Source organism: Streptomyces sp. NPDC014995 (genome assembly GCF_043080745.1).
Lineage (GTDB): Bacteria > Actinomycetota > Actinomycetes > Streptomycetales > Streptomycetaceae > Streptomyces.
The window spans coordinates 657,464-678,718 of the sequence record NZ_JBIBVX010000001.1 but is presented as its reverse complement, the minus strand read 5'-3'; the positions used below and the strand labels follow the sequence as shown (position 1 = coordinate 678,718).

At 73.1% G+C, this 21,255-nt stretch carries 19 protein-coding genes; 13 read left to right on the top strand and 6 right to left on the bottom strand.

Annotated features, from left to right (window positions below):
* The first annotated feature begins 171 nt into the window (after positions 1–171).
* Genes ACF1A1_RS03075 through ACF1A1_RS03065 form a run of 3 tightly spaced genes read left to right on the top strand, consistent with a single transcriptional unit; the run spans position 172 to position 3,478 of the window.
* A complete protein-coding gene (locus ACF1A1_RS03075) occupies positions 172–1,596 on the top strand; it encodes a glycosyltransferase family 4 protein (RefSeq protein ID WP_391644828.1) in 1,425 nt (474 codons plus the stop codon).
* Positions 1,590–2,411 (top strand): class I SAM-dependent methyltransferase, encoded by an 822-nt coding sequence (locus ACF1A1_RS03070; protein ID WP_391644826.1) that lies wholly within the window; start codon positions 1,590–1,592, stop codon positions 2,409–2,411. Before ACF1A1_RS03075 ends, ACF1A1_RS03070 begins: the two co-directional genes overlap by 7 nt.
* Complete coding sequence (locus ACF1A1_RS03065; protein WP_391644824.1) at positions 2,408–3,478, top strand: prenyltransferase/squalene oxidase repeat-containing protein; 1,071 nt, start codon at positions 2,408–2,410, stop codon at positions 3,476–3,478. Before ACF1A1_RS03070 ends, ACF1A1_RS03065 begins: the two co-directional genes overlap by 4 nt.
* 324 nt (positions 3,479–3,802) lie before the next feature.
* Here the strand turns inward: ACF1A1_RS03065 and ACF1A1_RS03060 are convergent, their stop codons facing one another.
* Positions 3,803–4,096 carry a hypothetical protein gene (locus ACF1A1_RS03060; RefSeq protein ID WP_391644822.1) on the bottom strand — a complete coding sequence of 98 codons (294 nt, stop codon included), beginning with the start codon at positions 4,094–4,096 and terminating at the stop codon, positions 3,803–3,805.
* Positions 4,097–4,271: 175 nt separating this feature from the next.
* Here ACF1A1_RS03060 and ACF1A1_RS03055 point away from each other — a divergent pair, with 175 nt between their 5' ends.
* Genes ACF1A1_RS03055 through ACF1A1_RS03045 form a run of 3 tightly spaced genes read left to right on the top strand, consistent with a single transcriptional unit; the run spans position 4,272 to position 7,922 of the window.
* Positions 4,272–5,567 carry a hypothetical protein gene (locus ACF1A1_RS03055; protein ID WP_391644820.1) on the top strand — a complete coding sequence of 432 codons (1,296 nt, stop codon included), beginning with the start codon at positions 4,272–4,274 and terminating at the stop codon, positions 5,565–5,567.
* The gene (locus ACF1A1_RS03050; protein ID WP_391644818.1) at positions 5,564–7,150 is read left to right on the top strand and encodes a substrate-binding domain-containing protein; all 1,587 of its coding nucleotides are present in this window, start codon (positions 5,564–5,566) and stop codon (positions 7,148–7,150) included. The genes ACF1A1_RS03055 and ACF1A1_RS03050 overlap by 4 nt, the downstream gene beginning before the upstream one ends.
* Positions 7,137–7,922 (top strand): hypothetical protein, encoded by a 786-nt coding sequence (locus ACF1A1_RS03045; RefSeq protein WP_391644816.1) that lies wholly within the window; start codon positions 7,137–7,139, stop codon positions 7,920–7,922. Before ACF1A1_RS03050 ends, ACF1A1_RS03045 begins: the two co-directional genes overlap by 14 nt.
* Positions 7,923–7,978: 56 nt before the next feature.
* Here the strand turns inward: ACF1A1_RS03045 and ACF1A1_RS03040 are convergent, their stop codons facing one another.
* The 3 genes from ACF1A1_RS03040 to ACF1A1_RS03030 form a co-directional block, all read right to left on the bottom strand.
* Complete coding sequence (locus ACF1A1_RS03040) at positions 7,979–8,989, bottom strand: LLM class F420-dependent oxidoreductase (RefSeq protein ID WP_391644814.1); 1,011 nt, start codon at positions 8,987–8,989, stop codon at positions 7,979–7,981.
* A gap of 116 nt (positions 8,990–9,105) precedes the next feature.
* Positions 9,106–9,909, bottom strand: a complete 804-nt coding sequence (locus tag ACF1A1_RS03035) for a hypothetical protein (RefSeq protein ID WP_391644812.1) — start codon at positions 9,907–9,909, stop codon at positions 9,106–9,108.
* A gap of 170 nt (positions 9,910–10,079) precedes the next feature.
* Entirely contained in the window at positions 10,080–11,027 is a 948-nt protein-coding gene (locus ACF1A1_RS03030; protein WP_391644810.1) for an N-acetylmuramoyl-L-alanine amidase, read from the bottom strand.
* A 364-nt stretch (positions 11,028–11,391) separates the two neighbouring features.
* Here ACF1A1_RS03030 and ACF1A1_RS03025 point away from each other — a divergent pair, with 364 nt between their 5' ends.
* The 5 genes from ACF1A1_RS03025 to ACF1A1_RS03005 all read left to right on the top strand — a co-directional run bounded on the left by ACF1A1_RS03025 (position 11,392) and on the right by ACF1A1_RS03005 (position 17,225).
* A complete protein-coding gene (locus ACF1A1_RS03025; protein WP_391644808.1) occupies positions 11,392–13,134 on the top strand; it encodes an MFS transporter in 1,743 nt (580 codons plus the stop codon).
* Positions 13,135–13,273: 139 nt separating this feature from the next.
* Positions 13,274–13,924: a class I SAM-dependent methyltransferase gene (locus tag ACF1A1_RS03020; RefSeq protein ID WP_391644806.1), complete on the top strand. Its 651-nt coding sequence runs from the start codon at positions 13,274–13,276 to the stop codon at positions 13,922–13,924.
* A gap of 329 nt (positions 13,925–14,253) precedes the next feature.
* Positions 14,254–15,111, top strand: coding sequence for a MaoC/PaaZ C-terminal domain-containing protein (locus ACF1A1_RS03015; RefSeq protein WP_391644804.1), 858 nt, complete (start codon positions 14,254–14,256; stop codon positions 15,109–15,111).
* Between the two features lie 60 nt (positions 15,112–15,171).
* Entirely contained in the window at positions 15,172–16,254 is a 1,083-nt protein-coding gene (locus tag ACF1A1_RS03010) for a Zn-dependent alcohol dehydrogenase (protein ID WP_391644802.1), read from the top strand.
* 20 nt (positions 16,255–16,274) lie between these two features.
* Positions 16,275–17,225, top strand: a complete 951-nt coding sequence (locus tag ACF1A1_RS03005; RefSeq protein WP_391644800.1) for a 3-oxoacyl-ACP reductase — start codon at positions 16,275–16,277, stop codon at positions 17,223–17,225.
* A gap of 204 nt (positions 17,226–17,429) precedes the next feature.
* On the opposite strand, the gene ACF1A1_RS03000 is transcribed toward ACF1A1_RS03005, so the two are convergent.
* Together ACF1A1_RS03000 and ACF1A1_RS02995 are read right to left on the bottom strand one after the other, a co-directional pair.
* On the bottom strand, positions 17,430–17,588 hold the full coding sequence (locus tag ACF1A1_RS03000) for a hypothetical protein (RefSeq protein WP_391644798.1): 159 nt from the start codon (positions 17,586–17,588) through the stop codon (positions 17,430–17,432).
* Positions 17,589–17,684: 96 nt separating this feature from the next.
* Entirely contained in the window at positions 17,685–19,019 is a 1,335-nt protein-coding gene (locus ACF1A1_RS02995; protein WP_391644796.1) for a hypothetical protein, read from the bottom strand.
* A gap of 656 nt (positions 19,020–19,675) precedes the next feature.
* Here ACF1A1_RS02995 and ACF1A1_RS02990 point away from each other — a divergent pair.
* Positions 19,676–20,515: a Nif3-like dinuclear metal center hexameric protein gene (locus tag ACF1A1_RS02990; RefSeq protein WP_391644794.1), complete on the top strand. Its 840-nt coding sequence runs from the start codon at positions 19,676–19,678 to the stop codon at positions 20,513–20,515.
* Positions 20,512–21,255 (top strand): zinc ribbon domain-containing protein, encoded by a 744-nt coding sequence (locus ACF1A1_RS02985; protein WP_391645316.1) that lies wholly within the window; start codon positions 20,512–20,514, stop codon positions 21,253–21,255. Before ACF1A1_RS02990 ends, ACF1A1_RS02985 begins: the two co-directional genes overlap by 4 nt.

Genomic DNA, 21,255 nt, shown 5'->3' with positions numbered 1-21,255 from the left:
ACACCGCAGAACAGGGCGTCCGGTCGTGGCGTGAATCACCTGATCCACCGCTCACAGCGTCCTTACCTGCCGGTAGATTCAGAGCCTCCCGAACGATCAAGTCTGAAACTTGTTCTAGATTAGCGTCCCGTCGTAACCTCGCGGGACAGTGCAGGCAGAAGGGGGCCCGGAGTGACCGCTGAGGCCAGTCAGGCGGGGCCCGGTCAGGCCCCCGCCGCGGACGGCGGGCGACCGCTCGACATAGCGCTCCTCACCTACAAGGGAAACCCGTTCTGCGGCGGCCAGGGCGTCTACGTACGGCATCTGTCGCGCGAACTGGTCCGTCTCGGCCACCGCGTCGAGGTCATCGGCTCCCAGCCGTACCCCGTCCTCGACGTCCTCGGCGACGGCCACCACGACCGCCTCTCCCTCACCGAGCTGCCCAGCCTCGACCTGTACCGCCAGCCCGACCCCTTTCGCACCCCCAAGCGCGACGAGTACCGGGACTGGATCGATGCGCTGGAGGTCGCGACGATGTGGACCGGCGGCTTTCCCGAGCCGCTGACCTTCTCGCTGCGCGCCCGCCGGCATCTGCGCGCCCGGCGCGGCCGGTTCGACGTCGTGCACGACAACCAGACCCTGGGGTACGGGCTGCTGGGGGACGTGGGTGCCCCGCTGGTCACCACCATCCACCACCCCATCACCGTCGACCGGCAGTTGGAGCTCGACGCCGCCGAGGGCTGGCAGCGGCGCTACTCGGTACGCCGCTGGTACGCGTTCACCCGCATGCAGAAGCGCGTCGCGCGCCGGCTGCCGTCCGTGCTCACCGTCTCCGGCACCTCCCGCCAGGAGATCGTCGACCACCTCGGCGTCCGCGAGGACCGCGTCCACGTCGTCCACATCGGCGCCGACACCGACCTGTTCTCGCCCGACCCGTCGGTGCCCGTCATACCGGGCCGGATCGTGACGACGTCCAGCGCGGACGTACCGCTGAAGGGTCTGGTCTTCCTCGTCGAGGCGCTGGCCAAGGTCCGCACCGAGCACCCGGACGCCCACCTCGTCGTCGTCGGCAAGCGGCCCGGGGAGGGGCCCGTCGCCCAGGCGGTCGAGCGCTACGGCCTCGAAGGCGCCGTCGAGTTCGTCAAGGGCATCTCCGACGCCGAACTGGTCGACCTGGTGCGCTCGGCGGAGGTCGCCTGCGTGCCGTCCCTGTACGAGGGCTTCTCCCTGCCGGCCGCCGAGGCCATGGCGACCGGGACGCCGCTCGTGGCCACCACCGGTGGGGCGATCCCCGAGGTCGCCGGGCGCGACGGCGAGACCTGCCTGGCGGTCGCGCCGGGCGACTCCGGTGCCCTGGCCGCCGGGCTGAGCCGGCTGCTGGGCGACCCCGCGCTGCGGGCCCGCCTCGGCGCGGCCGGGCGGGAGCGGGTGCTGGAGCGGTTCACCTGGGCGCGGGCCGCCGAGGGGACCGTGGCCCGGTACCGGGAGGCCATCGAGCGGGCCGGGGGCGGGCGTCCGCGGCCGGCCGCGGTTCCGGCCGCCCGCCGCGCAGCCGCCTCCGAAGCCGTTGACGTTCCATCAGATGCATCCGATCGCGAAAGCAGGGCCACGTGCTGACCGTCGACTTCTCCCGGTTCCCGCTCGCCCCGGGCGACCGTGTCCTGGACCTCGGCTGCGGGGCCGGCCGGCACGCCTTCGAGTGTTACCGGCGTGGCGCGCAGGTCGTGGCGCTGGACCAGAACGGTGAGGAGATCCGCGAGGTCGCCAAGTGGTTCGCGGCGATGAAGGAGGCGGGGGAGGCCCCCGAGGGTGCCACCGCGACCGCGATGGAGGGAGACGCCCTCGCGCTGCCCTTCCCCGACGAGTCCTTCGACGTCGTGATCATCTCCGAGGTGATGGAGCACATACCCGACGACAAGGGCGTCCTCGCCGAGATGGTCCGCGTGCTCAGGCCCGGCGGCCGGATCGCGATCACCGTCCCGCGCTACGGCCCCGAGAAGGTCTGCTGGGCCCTGTCCGACGCCTACCACGAGGTCGAGGGCGGCCACATCCGCATCTACCGGGCGGACGAGCTCGTCGGGAAGGTCCGCGAGGCCGGGCTGAAGCCGTACGGCAGCCATCACGCCCACGCGCTGCACTCGCCGTATTGGTGGCTGAAGTGCGCGTTCGGCGTCGACAACGACAAGGCGCTGCCGGTGCGGGCGTACCACAAGCTGCTGGTCTGGGACATCATGAAGAAGCCGCTGGCCACCCGGGTCGCCGAGCAGGCGCTGAACCCGCTGATCGGCAAGAGCTTCGTGGTGTACGCCACCAAGCCCCATCTGCCGCGCCTCTCCGACTCCGGGAAGCCGGAGCCGACCCGGAAGGCGAAGAAGGCCGAGAAGGCCCAGAAGACCGAGAAGGCCCAGCAGACCGAGGCGGCCGCCAAGTGACGACGCCCCGGACGGAACACCTCGTCCTGCCCGGGGTCCTCACCGCCGAGCAGGCCGCCGCGACCGTCCGCGGCATCCTCGCCGTGCAGCGGGAGGACGGCGCGATCCCGTGGTTCCGGGGGCACCACCTCGACCCGTGGGACCACACCGAGGCCGCCATGGCCCTCGACGCGGCGGGCGAGCACGAGGCCGCCGAGCGGGCGTACGAGTGGCTCGCGCGGCACCAGAACGAGGACGGGTCGTGGTACGCGGCCTACGCCGACGGCGACTTCGACGACGTCACCGACCGGGGCCGCGAGACCAACTTCGTCGCCTACGTCGCCGTAGGCGTGTGGCACCACTACCTGTCCACCGGCGACGACACGTTCCTGGACCGCATGTGGCCGGTCGTCCACGCGGCGGTCGAGTACGTGCTGCGGCTCCAGCAGCCGGGCGGGGAGATCGGCTGGCGCCGGGACGACGACGGCACCGCCACCGCGGACGCGCTGCTGACCGGCTCCTCGTCGATCCACCAGGCGCTGCGCTGCGCGCTGGCGATCGCCGAGCAGCGGGAGGAGGCGCAGCCCGACTGGGAGTTGGCGGCGGGCGCGCTGCGGCACGCGATACGCCGGCATCCGGAGCGGTTCCTGGACAAGGACCGCTACTCGATGGACTGGTACTACCCGGTCCTCGGCGGGGCGTTGACCGGGGTGGAGGCCAAGGCCCGGATCGAGGAGGCGTGGGAGCGGTTCGTCGTGCCGGGGCTGGGCGTGCGGTGCGTGGTGCCCAACCCCTGGGTGACGGGCGGCGAGTCGGCCGAACTCGCCCTGACCCTCTGGGCGATGGGGGAGTCCGACCGCGCTCTGGAGATCCTCCAGTCGATCCAGCACCTGCGCGAACCGGAGTCCGGCCTGTACTGGACCGGGTACGTCTTCGAGGACGCGGCGATCTGGCCGCAGGAGCTGACCACGTGGACGGCCGGGTCGTTGCTGTTGGCGGTCGCCGCGCTGGGCGGCCACGAGGCGACCTGCGCGGTGTTCGGCGGGGACCGCCTGCCGGCCGGGCTGGACCCGGACTGCTGCGGGTAGGCCCTGTCGTTTGGATCAGGCCGGCTGTGAGGTGCGGTGCCTTCCGGCCGACCCGAGCGGGGTCTGGTGCGTGCAGCTGCGAGGCGGACGAGGGAGTCGACGCGGAGCGTCGGCGAGTGAGGACAACGCGGCAGATGCGCGTGCCGGACCCCACGACGCCGGGATGATCCAAACGACAGGGCCGCTAGCCCCCGGTGGGCGGGGGCGCCCGGGAGACCGGCCGGTTCCGTCGAGGGGCGACCGCGGGTTCTTCGAGGCCGGTCGTGCGGTTCCCCGCGCCCCCTCGAAGCCGGAGGAGCGGCCCCGGTCGGCGAGACGCCGCGGTCAGTGCCGGTGCACCCGGTTGGCGATCGCGTGGCCCACGAACAGGTACACCACCGCCGCCAGGCCGTAACCCGCCACGACGCGCGCCCACGCCTCGTCGAACGTGAACAGGTCGTGGGACCAGCCCGCCAGCCAGCGGGCCGCGTCGTGCACGAACTGCACCAAGTCGTTGCCGCGGTTGGCGTCCAGCAGGTACATGACGATCCACAGGCCCAGGATGAGGGCCATGACGTCGGCCACGACGGCGATGACCGTACCGGCCTGATTCGCACCGTTGCGATATCGAGTGGACATACTGTCCGGCTTGCCGCTCCCTCCGGTATGAAACCGCCGGGAACCGTCCCGGTACGAAACCTTCCGGAACGTGCGGCGTCCCTTTCCCCCGCGTTGGCGTGGAGTTGGCGCTTCCGGGGGACGATGTTCCAAGGGGTCTCCGATGATCCTGCCCCCTTGAGTGGCAGGAGGGCCGTTGTCCGACGCCGGAAGACCCGCGACGCAGGAGCCGAGACTCACCACGCGCCAGGTCAGGCGCCGCCGTGTCCCCCGGCACGTCGTCGTCGCGCTGCCGCTCGCGCTGGCCGGGCTGATCTCCCTGTTGGTCTCGGGCAACGCGTTACGCCCCTTCGAGCGGATCACCACCCTGGAGGCGAGGATGGCCTCCAAGTCGGACTTCTTCCGGGACCCCGAGGTGCAACGGCTGTTGCTCGGGCACGGCATACGCGTCGACATCCACCGCCTCGGCTCCCGCGGCATCGCCACCCAGTCCCTGAAGGACATGGACGTCGTCTTCCCCTCCGGGCAGCCCGCCGCCAAGCTCATCCTCGACCGGCAGGACCGCTCCGTCCGCTCCGTCCGCCCCTTCGTCACCCCCCTGGCCCTGGGCACCTTCCGCGCCTACGCCGACACCCTGGTGAAAGCCGGTGTCGCCACCCCGCAGCGGGCCACCGACGGCGGCCCCACGCTCTACTACGACCTCGACATGCGCGCGTTCATGGGCCTGCTCGACGGCAGGGTCGGCGACCGGACCACCGCCGACCAGGACGGCGACGGCAGGATCGAGGGCGCCGACACCTGGAACGGCATCGGCTTCGACCGGTCCGGCGGCCGCAGCAACAGCGGTCGTGTCCTGGTGCGCACCTCCAGCGTCTGCGAGTCCAACGGCGCCGGCACCTACCTCAGCCTCCTCGCCTTCGTCGCCAACCGGAACAGCACCCCGGGCACGCAGAACGTCAACGACCCCCAGCTCGCGCGGGACGCGGTCACCGACCTCGCCGCGAGGATCAAGCCCCTGATCAGCCTCCAGGGCATGTGGGCCGACGAACAGGCCGACAGCTACCTCTCCGACCTCGGCGAGAGCATCGCGCCCATCTCGCTCCTCTACGAACACCAGTACCTGGCCCACCAGATCACCTACCACGGGCAGCACGGCAAGCAGGACACCGACCGCGTCCTGCTCTACCCGACCCCCTACGCCCTCACCGAGCCCCAGCTCATCTCCCTCACCGACCGGGGCGACCGGCTGGTCCGGCTGGTCCAGGAGGACGAGGAGTTGCGCGACCGGGCCATCGAACTCGGCTTCCGCGTCCGCTTCTCCGGCGAGGAGGGCACCAGCGAACGCCTCAACACCTACCTGCGCGACCACGGCATCCAGGTCCCCCTCCCCAACCGCGACCAGACCAAGTCCTACGAACCCGCCCTGGACGTCCTGGAGCGGATCATCGACTACGTCGGCACCTGCCCACCGCCCGCCCAGGACACCCCGTGAGGCGCCCCACGGCGGTGGTCGCGGCCGCGCTCGCCCTCACCCTGCTCGGCTCCCTCACCTCCGCCTGCACCCGGGACGACGACCACGTCACCCTGCGCGTCCTCGCCAGCCCCGAACTGGCCGACATCGAGCCGCTGCTGGGCGACCTGGCGGAGGACACCGGCGTCGAGCTGGAGATCGAGTACAAGGCGACCGCCGACCTCGCGGGCCAACCGCCCGCCAAGGGCGGGAAACCCGCCTACGACCTGGCCTGGCTCGCCTCCGACCGCTCCTTCCTGCTGCGCGTGCAGGACTCCGGCGGCCGCCTCACCCGCCCCGAGTCCACCGCGATCATGCGCTCACCCGTCGTCGTCGGCCTCACCCCCGAGGCCGCCGGCGACCTGCGCGAGCGCGCCCCGGGCGGCCGGATCTCCTGGGCCGACCTCGCCGACGCCGCCGCCGACGGCAGCGTGCGCTTCGGCATGGCCGACCCCCGCCGCAGCGACACCGGGCGCGCCGCCCTCGTCGGCGTGGCCACCGCGGCCGCCGGCACCGGCAGCGCGCTGCGCGCGGAGGACGTCTCCTGCGACCGGCTGCGCGGCTTCCGCTCCGGCCAGAGCCTCACCGGCGCCAGCTCCCGCGAACTGCTCGACACGTATCTCCAGCACCAGGACTCCGCCGACGCGCTGATCGCCCACGAGTCGGAACTGCTCGCCCTGAACGCGCGCGGCACGCTGCGCGAGCCCCTGGAGATCGTCCACCCGGACGACGGCATGGTCCTCTCCGACTTCCCGCTGCTCCTCCTCGACCCCGCCGAGCGCGAGGCGTACGGCAAGGTCGTCGACTGGCTGCTCGGCGACGACGTGCAGCGCGAGCTGATGCGGCGAACCTTCCGCAGGCCCGTCAACAGGCACGTCGAGCCCTCGCCGGACCTGAGGACGCCGGTCGGCAACGCCCTGTCCTTCCCCGACCGCCTGTCCATCGTGCAGCAGCTCGTCGACGACTACGGCGACCCGGCGCACGCCACCGGCGACCAGGTCGTGTTCCTGCTGGACTTCTCGACCTCGATGCGCGGCGAGCGGATCGCCGCCCTGCGGGCCGCCTTCGCGGGCCTGAGCGGCGCCGACGGGTCCTCCACCGGCAAGTTCGCCCGCTTCTACCGGGGCGAGCGCCTCACCGTCGTCCGCTTCGGCGGCCGTGTCCTGGAGGAGCGCACGGTCACCGTCCGCTCCGACGCCGACCTGAAGACCCTCGACCGGACCGTCGCGGGCGGCGGCTTCGACGACGCCACCGCCGTCTGGTCGGCCCTCGACCGCGGCTACCGCATCGCCGCCGACGCCGTACGCGCCGCGCCCGAACGGCCCGTCGCGATCGTGCTGATGACGGACGGCGAGAACAACGCCGGCCTGTCCTACGAGGAGTTCCTGCGCCGGCACACGCGGCTCGGCTCGGCCGCCGACGCGGTGCCCACCTTCCCCGTCCAGTTCGGAGAGGCCGACGGCGCCGCCCTGAAGCGGGCCGCCGCGGCGACCGGCGGCCGTATGGTCGACGCCGGCCTCTCCTCGCTCTCCGAGGCGTTCAAGGAGATCCGTGGGTGTCATTGACAGTCAGTGGTGGAGCCTGTGGTGGCCGTGGCTGGTCGTCTGGGCGGTGACGGCGGCGGCCCTGGCCGTCCTGGCCCGCCACGCCCTGCTGCGGCTGGGCTGGCTGCGCCGCCGCCGGCGCGGCGTCGGACGCACGGTCCACGGCATGTGCTTCTTCCTGCACGACACACGCGTCATGGACCTCTACCAGTACGGCGGCTTCTCCGCCGCGCTGGAGGCGGAGGTCGCCGACCGGATGAACGTCGACACCGGCGTCGGGATCTTCGCCCGGCTGGGCTTCGGCGGCTCGGGCGGGGCCCGCCGGCAGGTCACCAAGGAGCGCGTCACCGCCTACATCCAGCAGAGCACGCCCATCACGGTCATCCGGCTGCTGATGGACACCATGCGCAAGGAGGACGCCGTCGTGCACGCCGACCTCACCACCGGCGTCGTCACCCCCAACCGGGCGCTCGCCGACTCCCTGCGCGACCAGGGCGGCGACGGCCGGGTGCCGCTGACCGCCATCGGCGTCGCGTCGGCGTTTGTCTCGGTCACCGGCCGGTTCACCGCCCGCCGCGCCGAGAACGGCGACATCGTGCTGCGCGCCCAGTACGGCACCGGGGAGCCGGCCGCGCAGGTGCGGATCACCTGCGAGGCGGCCGGGGTGCGCGAGGGTTTCCAGAACGCCGAGTACTTCACCGGGGAGTTCCAGGCCCGCTGCCTCGGCAAGGTGCCGACGTGGAACCGGGAGCGGGGGGAGCTGACGCTGAACCCGATCGCGATCTTCCTCTGACGTCCCGCGTCTCCCGTCCGGCATGCCGAAGCAGTCGTCCCAGGCTCCTGGTGTCCTCATGCGGTGAGTTCGGCCAGTACCCGCAGCGTGTGCGGGTCCGGGGCCAGGGCCAGCAGGTCCGTCACCGGGCCCTTGCGCCACAGCTCCAGCCGTTCGGCGATCCGCGCCCGCGGGCCGACCAGGGAGATCTCGTCGGCGAAGGCGTCCGGGACGGCCAGCACGGCCTCCTCCCGGCGCCCGGCCAGGAACAGCTCCTGGATCCGCCGGGCCTCCTCCTCGTACCCCATGCGTGCCATCAGGTCGGCGTGGAAGTTGCGGCGGGCGTGGCCCATGCCGCCGATGTAGAAGCCGAGCATCGCCTTGACCGGCAGCAGCCCCTCGGTGACGTCGTCGCACACCCGCACCTGGGCCATCGGGGCGACCCGGAACCCCTCCGGCAGTTCCGCCACCGCCGGCCCGTACGCCTCCGGGCGGCCCGGTGACCAGTACAGCGGCAACCAGCCGTCGGCGATCCGCACCGTCTGCGCCACGTTCTTCGGCCCCTCCGCCCCCAGCAGCACCGGCAGGTCGGCCCGCAGGGGGTGGGTGATCGGCTTCAGGGGCTTGCCGAGTCCCGTCGCGTCCGGGCCGCGGTAGGGGTGGGCGTGGAACCGCCCGTCCAGCTCCACCGGCCCGCGCCGCGCGAGCACCTGCCGTACGACGTCGACGTACTCCCGGGTGGCGGTCAGCGGCGAGCTGGGGAACGGGCGCCCGTACCAGCCCTCCACGACCTGCGGGCCCGACAGACCGAGGCCCAGCGTCATCCGCCCGCCGGAGAGATGGTCCAGGGTGAGCGCGTGCATCGCCGTCGTGGTCGGTGAGCGCGCCGCCATCTGGGCAACGGCCGTGCCCAGTCCGATCCTCGACGTCCGCGCCGCGATCCAGGTGAGCGGGGTGAAGGCGTCCGACCCCCACGACTCCGCCGTCCACACCGAGTCGTAGCCGAGCCGCTCCGCCTCCCGCGCCAGCTCCACATGGCCGGGGGAGGGGCCGCGCCCCCAGTAGCCGAGCGCCAGTCCGAGCCGCATGACCACCTCCTGACGGTACGTCAGATCACGGTGGCGACTGTACGACAGCGGCCCCCCGCCCGGAAGGGCGAGGGGCCGTGAGCTGCCGAGGGTCCGGCCGGTGCGGGGCCGGGGGCTCAGCCGCGCTGGATGCCGGAGGTGTCCCGCAGGACGCCGCGGCGGCCGTCCTGGGTCTGCGCGACCAGACCCTGGGCACCCTGCTCGACGGCCAGGTACCAGGTGCCCGGCGCCAGTTCGGCGATCGGCATCGGCGCGCCGTCCTCCGCGTAGAGCGGGCGCGGCACCGGCACCGCGAACCAGAACGGCGAGAAGTCCGCGGCCGGCGGCTGCGCCGGACCCGGCTGCGCGCCGAACGGCTGCTGACCCGGCTGGCCCTGCTGCGGCTGACCCCCGAAGGCCGGCGGCTGCTGCGCACCCGGGTAGCCGTAACCGGCGGGCGGCTGGGCGCCGTAGGGCTGGGGCTGCGGGGGCTTGGGGGCCGGGATCAGCGCGGCCTTCAGCGCCGGGACCAGCGGGGAGGCGACGGCACCGGCGGCCAGCAGCAGAGCAGCGATCAGGCCCAGGATGAGACCGGCGCCGGTCCCGATGTCGGCACTGTCGAAGGCGTCCGTGAACGCGCCCAGCGGGTCGATGACCGACCAGAGCGCGGTCCACGCGGCGAAGACGGTCAGCGCGACCCCGAGCTGACCGAGGTCGAGGCCGGCGACCTTGCGCGGCTGCGGGAGCGCGCGGGCGACGACGATCAGGGCCGCCCCGATGATCCCGCCGACGTACATGCTCATCAGGAGGCCGAGGTTGTCCCAGGCGTTGGGGACGTCGTCGCCGGAGCCGTCGAACGTGTCCAGGAACGACGCGATGAACAGCAATACCGCTGCTCCGATCACCACGCCGTCGCCTCGAGTGAGGGAGCGGATATTCACTTCAGGTCCTTCGTCAGTCGTCTCGTCATCGGTCCACGCATCGGTAGAGGCGTCGCTGTCACCATGTCGCCGTCAGGCCCGGGTGGGAAGCGCGGGGGTGGCCCCTCATCGTAGGAACGACACTATCGTTCGCACGATCAGGCTGTCCGCCGGGAGCGGACCGCTGATCACTACCCGCGCAGGAAACTCACGATTCCCTCAGAGATCCCTTGCGCTGCCCTCTGCCGCCAGGCGCCGCTGGTCAGCAGCGCCGCGTCCTTGCTATCGCGCATGTTGCCGCACTCGATGAACACCTTGGGAACCGTTGACAGATTGAGACCGCCCAGGTCCTCACGTGTGACGAGACCGGTGCCGTCGCCGAGGTAGTTGGAGGGGGCGCTGCCCGTGACGCGGCCGAAGTCGGCGGCGACCAGCTTCCCGAGGTCCCGCGAAGGGCCCACGATGGCACGGGTGTCGGCGGCGCCCTCGTGCACCTCGCCCGGCAGGATCACGTGGAATCCGCGGTTGCCGGAACCGGAGCCGTCGGCGTGGATCGACACCACCGCGTCGGCGTGCGCGGCGTTCCCGATCCGCGCCCGCTCGTCCACGCAGGGGCCGTAGGGCCGGTCCGCGTCCTGCGTCAGCCGCACCGTGGCGCCCTGCCGTTGCAGCAGGGCGCGCAGCCGGTGCGCCACGTCCAGCGTGAACGCGGCCTCGCTGTAACCGGAGTTGGTGGACGTCCCGGTGGTGTCGCACTCCTTCCGGTGGGTGCCGACGTCCACCTGGCGGTTGATCTCGGCGGTGTGCTCGGCGTTGCCGGGGTTGTGTCCCGGGTCGATGACGACGACCTTGCCCTTGAGGGAGCCGGTGCCGGCCGGCGCCGAGGCCGTGGCGGACGGCGGGACGGGGGCCGCGGGCTTCCCGTCGCCGTCCGCGCCGCCCGAAGGTGAGGCCTGGCCGCTCGACGCCGCCTCCGTCACCCGGCCGGGCCCGCCGTCGCCGGACCCGCCCAGCGCCTCGTACGCCAGCCATCCGAGGAGCGCGCCGGGCACCAGCGCGGCGAGCGCCACGGCGAGGGTGCGGCGCCGCGGGGAGCGGCGGAGGTGCGGGGGGTCGAATTCCGGGCCTGTGTACGACACGGGTGCCACCCTAACGGGGACCGCGAGGGGCGGCCCGGAGGCGGCGACCGGACGGATGACGGGCCGCCGGGCGCGCCGGCCCGACCGCCGCCGCGGTGGCCGCCCGGGCCGCCCGGGACGAGGCCGCGGGTGCTCCGGGGAGGCCGTGAGCGGTCACGAGCCCCGCCTCACCGCGCGGACATCCCGGAATCCGCCGCTGCCTGCACCTCCGGGCCGGGGTCTCTTTCCAAGAGAAGGTCAAGATTTCGTTAGCGGCCCAAAGCATCGGAATAGTTGCTCATGCATACGGGGTTCACCCTGCACGTACCGCACGGCTCACCCGAGACCCGCACCCCACTCACCCCAGGCCCGGAGGCCCCACTCCATGACCCACACGCCGGCCGACCCGCACCCCCGCAGAGCGCGCGGCGCCGTCGTCCCGGTGCTCGCCTTCGCGGGCATCGTGGTCGCGGTGATGCAGACCCTGCTCGTCCCGGTCATCAAGGACCTGCCGCACCTGCTGGACACCACCCCCGGCAACGCCACCTGGGTCCTGACCTCCACCCTCCTGTCGGGAGCCGTCGCCACCCCGATCATGGGCCGCCTCGGCGACCTGTACGGCAAGCGGCGCATGCTGGTCCTCAGCCTCGCGATCATGGTCGTCGGCGCCCTCGTCAGCGCGCTCACCAGCGCCCTGCTGCCCATGATCGCCGGCCGCACCCTCCAGGGCTTCGCGATGGGCGCGATCCCCCTCGGCATCGGTCTCATGCGCGACATGCTGCCCCGCGAGCGGCTCGGCTCGGCCATGGCCCTGATGAGCTCCTCGATCGGCGTCGGCGGCGGCCTCGCGCTGCCCGCCGCGGCCCTCGTCGCCCAGCACGCCGACTGGCACGCCCTCTTCTACGGCGCCGCCGGCCTCGGCGCCCTCGCCATCGCCCTCACCCTGCTCGCCGTCCCCGAGTCCCCGGCGCGCGCCAAGGGCTCCTTCGACCTGCCCGGCGCGGTCGGCCTGTCCGCCGGTCTCGTCCTCTTCCTGCTGCCGATCACCAAGGGCAGCGACTGGGGCTGGACCTCCGCCACCACGCTCGGCCTGTTCGCCGCCTCGGCGGCCGTCCTCGTCCTGTGGGGCGTGATGGAGCTGCGCGTCCAGGCCCCGCTCGTCGACCTGCGCACCACCGCCCGCCGCGAGGTCCTCCTCACCAACCTCGCCTCGATCATGGTCGGCGTCAGCTTCTACGTCGTCTCCCTCGTCCTGCCCCAGCTCCTCCAGCTGCCCACCGCCACCGGCTACGGCCTCGGCCAGTCGATGGTCGTCGCGGGCCTGATCGTGGCGCCGCTCGGCCTGACGATGATGTTCACCGCACCGGTCTACGCCCGCCTCTCCACGACGTACGGCCCCAAGGTCACGCTGATCCTCGGCCTGCTGATCATCGCGATCGGCTACGGCGCCGGCCTCGGCCTGATGAGCGCCGCCTGGCAGAGCCTCGTCATCGCGGTCGTCCTCGGCGCCGGCATCGGCCTCGCCTACTCCTCCCTGCCCGCACTCATCGTCGGCGCGGTCCCCGCCTCCGAGACCGGCGCGGCCAACGGCCTCAACACGCTGATGCGTTCCATCGGCACGTCCGTCTCCAGCGCCGTCATCGGCATGGTGCTGGCCAACACCGCGCACACCGTCGACGGGGTCGAGGTCCCGACCATGCACGGCTTCCGGGTCTCCTTCCTGATCGCCACCGCCGCCGTCGCCGTGGGCCTGCTCCTGGCCCTCTTCCTGCCGGGCCGCACGCCGGCCGGCACCCCGCAGCTGCGCGCCTCCAGCGAGGAGGACGCCAACCTGGAGCGCGCCGAGGAGGCCCTGCGCGGCTTCCGCGGCCGGGTCCTGGACGCCGGCGGCGCCCCGGTCGCCCGCGCCAAGGTCACCCTCATCGACCGCCGCGGCCGGCAGGCCGGCGCCACCCTGTCCGCGGCGGACGGCAGCTACGCCCTCGTCGTGCCCGCCCAGGGCGCCTACGTCCTCGCCGCCCGGGCCACCGGCCACGGCCCGCTGGCCTCCGCCGCGACCCACACGGGCGACGACCGCCCCGTGGACGTGGACCTGGCGCTGCCGGGCGAGACGGTCACCGCGCCCTGAGGGACACCCGGCGGTCCGGCCGCGCCCGCCGCGGGCCCCCACCGGGCGCTGTCCGTACCCCCCGTCCCGTGCCCGGCGGGGGTACGGCAGCATGGGGCGCCGAGACGCACGTACGACCCGTTCCGGAAAGGCAGGCCCCATGGCCGCGGCACCCAAGCCCGAGATCCTGGCCGCGTTCGAGGCCGCCAAGGGGTTCATGCCCGTCGACGAGGGACTGGCGCTGTACGCGGCGGGCGTCGAGGCGGGCCGGCTCGGACTGCCGCTGCTCGAAGTCGGCACCTACTGCGGGCGCTCCACGATCCTGCTCGCCGACGCGGCCCGCCAGGCCGGGGTCACCGCCCTCACCGTCGACCACCACCGGGGCAGCGAGGAGCAGCAGCCGGGCTGGGAGTACCACGACCCGGAGACCGTCGACCCCGGGACCGGCCTGATGGACACCCTGCCCACCTTCCGCCGCACGCTCCACAGGGCGGGCCTGGAGGAGCACGTCGTCGCCCTCGTCGGCCGCTCGCCCCAGGTGGCGAAGGTCTGGGGCTCGCCCCTCGGCCTGGTCTTCGTCGACGGCGGCCACACCGACGAGCACGCGAACGCCGACTACGAGGGCTGGGCCCCGCATCTCGCCGACGGCGGGCTCCTCGTCATCCACGACGTCTTCCCGGACCCCGCCGACGAGTTCACCGGCCAGGCCCCCTACCGCGTCTACCTGCGCGCCCTGGCCTCCGGCGCCTTCACGGAGGTCTCGGACACCGGCTCCCTGCGGGTGCTGCGGCGCACGGGCGCCGGAATCTAGACACGCCGTACTCGCAGGCGAACACCCGGTCCCCGGCCGGTGCGGTTCCCGCAGCCGCCCCTCCCCGCCCGGGCGATGCGCGGGCACTGCGCCGGCGAGACCGAAGGACATGTCACGGCCGGCCGGAACGGGACGGCGCCACGCCCTGATCTGACATACCGTCAGGAGTATTCACAAGTACCGGGGCCTGGGCTATACAGGGGGTCGCCGCACTGGAACGCGTTCTAGAACGGGCGGGTTCCGCGGCCCCGTGACGACCTCGGTGCGGCCGACGGTGCGGACGGCCGTACCGAGGTCTTACGCCGTGAACCGCCACCGTCAGGAGTCCCATGCCCATCGACGCAGCCAAGGCGCTCGCCGCCGAGCCCCGGACCGGCGAGATCACCTGGGACCGCAAGGACGTCCTGCTCTACCACCTCGGCATCGGCGCGGGCGTCCCCGCCACCCACCCCGACGAACTGCGCTACACCCTGGAGTCCCGGCTGCACGTGCTGCCGAGCTTCGCCACCGTCGCGGGCTCCGGCTCGCCCGGCGTGATCAGCGGACTGTCCATGCCCGGCATCGAGGTCGACCTCGCCCGCGTCCTGCACGGCGGCCAGTCGCTGACCCTGCACCGCCCGATCCCCGTCGAGGGCACCGCCACCGCCACCGGCCGGATCGCGGCCGTGTACGACAAGGGCAAGGCCGCCGTCCTCGTCATGCGCACCGAAGTCGCCGACACGGACGGGCCGTTGTGGACCAACGACGCCCAGATCTTCGTACGGGGCGAAGGCGGCTGGGGCGGCGACCGGGGCCCCTCCCCCCGCCTCGACCCGCCCGCCGGCGACCCCGACAAGACGCTCGAACGGCCCGTCCGCGAGGACCAGGCCCTGCTCTACCGCCTCTCCGGGGACTGGAACCCGCTGCACGCCGACCCGGAGTTCGCCGAACGCGCCGGCTTCGACCGGCCCATCCTGCACGGCCTGTGCACCTACGGCATCACGCTCAAGACCGTCGTCGACACGCTGCTCGACGGGGACGTGACCCGGGTGCGGTCGTACGCCACCCGGTTCGCCGGAGTCGTGTACCCCGGGGAGACGCTGCGCCTGCGCCTGTGGCGGCAGGAGGGCGCGGTGCGGGCGGCGGTGAGCGCCGTCGAACGGGACGACGCGCCCGTCCTCACCGACACGATCGTCGAACACTCCTGAACCACCCGTCCTCCGAGAGGATTCGAAGGGATTCCGCAGGGATCCGAGGGGAGCCGCACCATGCGCGCAGCCGTACTGCACGAGATCGGCCAGGACAAGCTGGAGGTCCTCGACGACGTCGAGGCGGTGGGCTTCGGCCCCGGCAGGGTCAGGATCCGGGTGCGCGCCACGGGGCTGTGCCACTCGGACCTGTCCGCGATGGGCGGGGTGCTGCCGCAGCCCGCGCCGTTCGTACCCGGCCACGAGGGCGCGGGCGAGATCCTGGAGGTCGGCGAGGGCGTCACCCGGGTGAAGCCCGGCGACCGGGTCGTGGTGTGCTGGCTGCCCGCCTGCGGCGCCTGCCCCGCCTGCGGGCGCGGGCAGACCGAACTCTGCCTGGCCGGTTTCATGAACGCCGGCACTCCCAACTTCCGCCGCGGCAACGGCACGTCGGACGTCTTCGGCTTCGCGGGCACCGGCACCTTCGCCGAGGAGGTCGTGGTCGACGCCGGATGCGCGGTTCCCATCCCCGACGACGTGCCCTTCGACATCGCCGCGCTCATCGGGTGCGGAGTGACGACCGGCCTCGGCGCCGCGCTCAACACCGCCGACGTGGAGGCCGGTTCGTCCGTCGCCGTCATCGGCTGCGGGGGAGTGGGCGTCTCCGCGATCCAGGGCGCCCGGCTCAAGGGCGCCGCCGAGATCGTCGCCGTCGACCCGGTCGCCGCCCGGCGGGAGGCCGCGCTCAAGTTCGGCGCCACTCAAGCCGTTTCGCCGGACGAGCTGCCCGACGTCAGGCAACGCGTCACCGGCGGCGAGGGATTCGACTACGTCTTCGAGGTCGTCGGCCGCTCCGCCACCGCCCGCACGGCGTACGAGAACACGCGGCGCGGCGGGACGCTCGTCGTGGTCGGCGCCGGCGCCATGGACGACTTCCTCCAGCTCAACATGTTCGAGCTGTTCTTCGACGAGAAACGCATCCTCCCGTCCATGTACGGCGGCGGCGACGTCCTGCGCTCCTACCAGCGGACCATCGCCCTGTGGCGGGCCGGCCGGATCGACCTCTCCGGGCTGATCACCCACCGCGTACCCCTCACGGAGATCAACGAGGCGCTGGACCAGATGCGTACCGGGACCGCCCTGCGCACCTGCATAGAGATCTGACGGCGGGGCGGGTGCGGGCCATGTCACTGTCATCGCCACTGCCGTTGCACGGGCTGTCCGCGATCGTCACCGGCGCCGGCCGCGGGCTCGGACGGGCCGAGGCCCTGGAACTGGCCCGGCTGGGCGCGGCCGTCGTCGTCAACGACTACGGACGGTCCGGCCGCGACGGCTCGGGCGAGGCGTCGGCCGGGCCGGCGGAGGAGGTGGCGCGGGAGATACGGTCGGCCGGCGGCACCGCGCTCGCCCACACCGGGGACGTCTCCGACTTCGCACAGGCACGGGCCCTGGTGGAGCTGGCGGTCGCCGAGTTCGGCAAGCTGGACGTCCTGGTCAACAACGCGGGCATCCTGCGCGACCGCATGGTCTTCTCCATGACCGAGGACGAATGGGACTCGGTTCTCCGCGTCCACCTCAAGGGCCACTTCAACACCACCCGCTTCGCCGCCGCGCACTGGCGCGCACGGTCCAAGGCGGCGGGCGGGCCGGTGTACGGGCGGATCGTGAACACCTCGTCGGAGGCGTTCCTGGCGGGCTCCGCCGGACAGCCCAACTACGCGGCGGCGAAAGGCGGAATCGTCGGCCTGACGACGTCCACCGCCCTCGCCCTCGCCAAGTACGGCGTCACGGCCAACGTCATCTGCCCGCGCGCCCGCACCCGTATGACCGAGGACGTGTTCGCGGGCCTCGAACGCCCCGAGGCGGGGCTGGACCCCCTCGCCCCCGAGCATGTCGCCCCGCTCGTCGGCTACCTGGCCTCGCCTGCCGCCGCGCGGGTCAACGGGCAGCTGCTCGTCGTGCACGGGGGAATGGTCGCCGTCGTCGAACGGCCGCGGGTGCGGGCGAAGTTCGACAGCGAGCAGGAGACCTTCACCTACGAGGAGTTGGACGCCGTGCTCACGCCGCACTACGCGGAGCGGCCGGAGGGGGAGACCTTCGCGGCGGTGGAGGTGCTGGGGCTGCGGCGGGAGTAGGCGGACGTGGGCGTGAGTGGGCGGGGAGTGGGCGGTGCCGGTGGTGGTGGGCGGTGCGGGTGGTAGTGGGCGGTGCGGGCGGGAGTAGGCGGGCGTGGGCGGAGACGGTGGGAGTGGTCGGCGGTAGAGGGGGCGGCTGGGAGGAGTGAGTATGCGGGAGGCCCCGTCCGTCATGGAGACGGACGGGGCCTCCCCGTCGTAGCGTCAGGCAGCCGCCTCGGCCTTCTCCTCGGCCGGCTTGCGGTGCCGGCCGCGGGGAGCGGACTCGCTGTCGTGGGACGAGACCGGCCCCCGGTGACGGCCGTGACCGGCGGTCCCCTGGGCGTCGGTGGACAGCGGCTGCTTGGTGCTTGCGTCGCTCATCGGAAGGATTCACCCCGTCAACATGATCTTTTTTACAGCCGGGTGAGTTTATCCGGCGCACCTCGGGACGGATCCAGGCGGCCACGCCCATCGCTGCTAGTTCGTTACAAGCCGGCCGAGGGGGGCCTGTTGGAGGGGGACGGGGCGAGGGGTGGGGGGTTCCGGGGGGTGGGGAGTGAGGGGGGTGAGGGGGGTGGCCGGGGTATTCGGGGTGGGGGCTGGGGGTGGGTTCGTGGTCGGGGGCGTGCGTCTGGTGGTGGTGGCGGCGGTGGTGGTGGCGGTGGTGGTGCTCGTGGGGGTGTTCGACGTTGTGGCGGGTGTGGTGTCGCACGTTGTGTTCGGTGCTGTGTTCGGTGCTGTGATGGGTGCGGCGTCCGGCGTCGTGCTCGTCGGCTTGGTCCTGTGGGGCACCGTCACGTGCGCCACGCCGCACGGCTCCGTGCCCGTCGCGTACGGCAGGCGCAGTACGCCGTCCCGCGTCCACAGGCCGCTGCCCGCCAGCCAGCCCTCGGGTGCGGCGAGCTGGTGCAGGTGCCGTTCGGCCGGGCGCCAGACGCCGACCCAGGTGCCGAACGGGCCGTCGGCACGGAGAGCCACCGCGGAGTTCTCCGGGAGCAGCACCTGGCCCGGCTGGATCGCGAACGGCGTCAGGGTGCAGCCGGGCAGTCGCAGCGACTCCGGGAAGCGCACCGGGAACGTGCTGCCGAGCACGCCCCAGCCGAGCCGTGCCTCGCCGGGTGACGGCGCGTCGGAGCGGATGAGGAGCAGGCCGCTGTCGGGGTCCGCGAGCAGCAGGCGGTCGTCGCTGTCGGCGGCGATCTGCAGCAGCGGGGACACCTCGCCGCCCCGCTCCAGGTCCACCACGACCGCCTTCGTACGGCCACCGGCCTCCCGGTCCAGCGCCAGTATGCGTCCCGTCCGGTCCAGCCACACCCCGCCCGAGCAGCGGCCGGGGATCTCGGCGACGTGCTCCGGGCCGAAGGCCCCGCCCGCCACCAGCCACAGCGTCGTCGTATGCCGGCCCACGGCCAGGGCGTACGCCCGCCTGCCGCAGGGCGCCGGCGGCAGCAGACGCAGCCGGGTGCTGCCCTCCTGCGGGCACTCGATCGCGCCCAGGGGCAGCTCGCCCGTGCCGGGGCCGGTCGGGTACAGCAGGGAGAAGACGTGTCGTCCCTGCACCAGCCGACGGATCAGGACCCGGCCGTCGGCCATCGGGTGCACTTCCGTGCCGGGCTCCTCCGGCTGGTGGGCGGGCAGCGGCACGGCGTACGGCTCCGGGCCGTCCAGCGTCCAGCGCTCCGGGAACCAGGACTCGCCGGCTCGCGCGAGGCGGGCGGCGTAGGTGCCGTCCGCCGTGATCACGCAGTCCGCGTGCGGCGTACGGTCGTCGTCCTCATCCCTCGCGGTGGGTTCGATCGCACAGGCCGTCATCGTTCGGTCACCTCCGGTGACGAAGCTAGTTTTGGGAGGCGGTGGGCGGGGGACCGGCGGGCGGGGGCTTCGCTCATATGAGTGGCGCAGAAGCGATTCGCCTCCGGCGGTTAGGGGGTTGTGCTCCGTTTGCCCACCCACCCGCCCGACTCGGTTGGCTACGAGGTGGCCGACATGGGGCTCCGCCCCAGACCCCGATGGGTGTTGCCCGCCCGCCCACCCGACTCGGTTGGTTGACGGGCCGGCGACATGGGGCTCCGCCCCAGACCCCAGCGGCGCTCCGCCCCTTGCCCCCGGTGGCGCTCCGCCCCTTGCACCCCGGCGTGGCTCCGCGCCAGCGCTCCCGGCGTGGCTCCGCCCCCGCACCCCCAGCGGCACTCCGCGCCCGCACCCCCGGCGTGGCTCCGCCCCCGTCCTGCCCGGCCTCCCCCCTCGCCGACCCGGCGGACGCCTCCCACTCGCCCCGCCGCGCCTCCGCCCCCGCGCTCGACCCGGACTTCGCCTCCCCCACAAGGCCACAAGGTCACCGGGTCACCGGGCCACCGGGCCTCCGCCCCCTCTCCCCGCGGCCCCTCCTCCCCTCCCCTCCCTCCCCCTCCCGGGCCTCCGGCCCAACACCGTCGCACCCCCGCCAAACGGCCAGGTAGCCTTGCCCCGTGCCCCGTCTGTCTGAAGTCATCGCCGCGCTGGAGAACCTGTGGCCCGCCGAGCGGGCCGAGTCCTGGGACGCGGTCGGTACGGTCGTGGGCGATCCCGGTCAGGAGGTCGTGCGCGTTCTCTTCGCCGTCGACCCGGTCCAGGAGATCGTGGACGAGGCGGTGAAGCTGGACGCCGATCTGCTCGTCACCCACCACCCGCTGTACCTGCGCGGGACGACGACCGTCGCGGCCTCCACCTTCAAGGGGCGGGTCGTGCACCGTCTGATCAAGAACGACATCGCGCTGCACGTCGCCCACACCAACGCCGACACCGCCGACCCGGGCGTGAGCGACGCCCTCGCCGGGGCGCTCGATCTGCGGGTCGTGGGGCCGCTGGTCCCCGACCCCACCGACTCCGAGGGGCGCCGCGGGCTCGGGCGGGTCTGTGAGCTGGACCATCCGCTCACCGTCCGTGAGTTGGCCGCCCGTGCCGCCGAGCGGCTGCCCGCCACCGCGCAGGGCATCCGGGTGGCGGGCGACCCGGAGGCGGTCGTACGGACCGTCGCCGTCAGCGGTGGATCCGGCGACAGCCTCTTCGACCACGTCCGCGCCGTCGGCGTCGACGCCTTTCTCACCGCGGACCTGCGCCACCACCCGGCGTCCGAGGCCCGCGCCCACAGTCCTCTCGCGCTGCTCGACGCGGCGCACTGGGCCACCGAGTGGCCCTGGTGCGAGCTGGCCGCCGCCCAGCTCGACGAGATTTCCGACCGGAACGGATGGGGCCTGAGGGTCCACGTCTCCAAGACGGTCACCGACCCCTGGACCAGTCACTCCCCTTCACCTGGAGCCCCCAACTGAACGCCGCGCCCGCCGACCAGATCCGACTTCTCGACGTCCAGGCCCTCGACGTACGCCTCCAGCAGCTGGCGCACCGGCGCAGGTCGCTGCCCGAGCACGCCGAGATCGAGTCGCTGACCAAGGACCTCACGCAGCTGCGCGACCTGCTGGTGGCCTCACAGACCGAGGAGAGCGACTGCGCCCGCGAGCAGACCAAGGCCGAGCAGGACGTGGACCAGGTGCGTCAGCGCGCCGTCCGCGACCAGCAGCGGCTCGACTCCGGCGCCGTCACGTCACCGAAGGACCTGGAGAACCTCCAGCGGGAGATCGTCTCCCTCGCCAAGCGGCAGGGCGACCTCGAGGACGTCGTCCTGGAGGTCATGGAGCGCCGTGAGGCCGCGCAGGAGCGGGTCGCCGAACTGACCGAGCGGGTCGGCTCCGTCCAGACGAAGATCGACGACGCGACCGGCCGCCGGGACGCCGCCCTGGAGGAGATCGACGGCGAGACCGCCACGGTGACCAAGGAGCGCGAGGTCATCGCCGGGTCCATCCCCGCCGACCTGCTCAAGCTGTACGACAAGCTCCGCGAGCAGCAGGGCGGCATCGGCGCGGCCAAGCTGCTCGCGCGCACCTGCCAGGGCTGCCGCCAGGAGCTCGCCATCACCGAGCTGAACGAGATCCGCTCGGCCGCCCCCGACACCGTCGTACGATGCGAGAACTGCCGTCGGATCCTGGTGCGGACCTCCGAGTCCGGGCTGTAA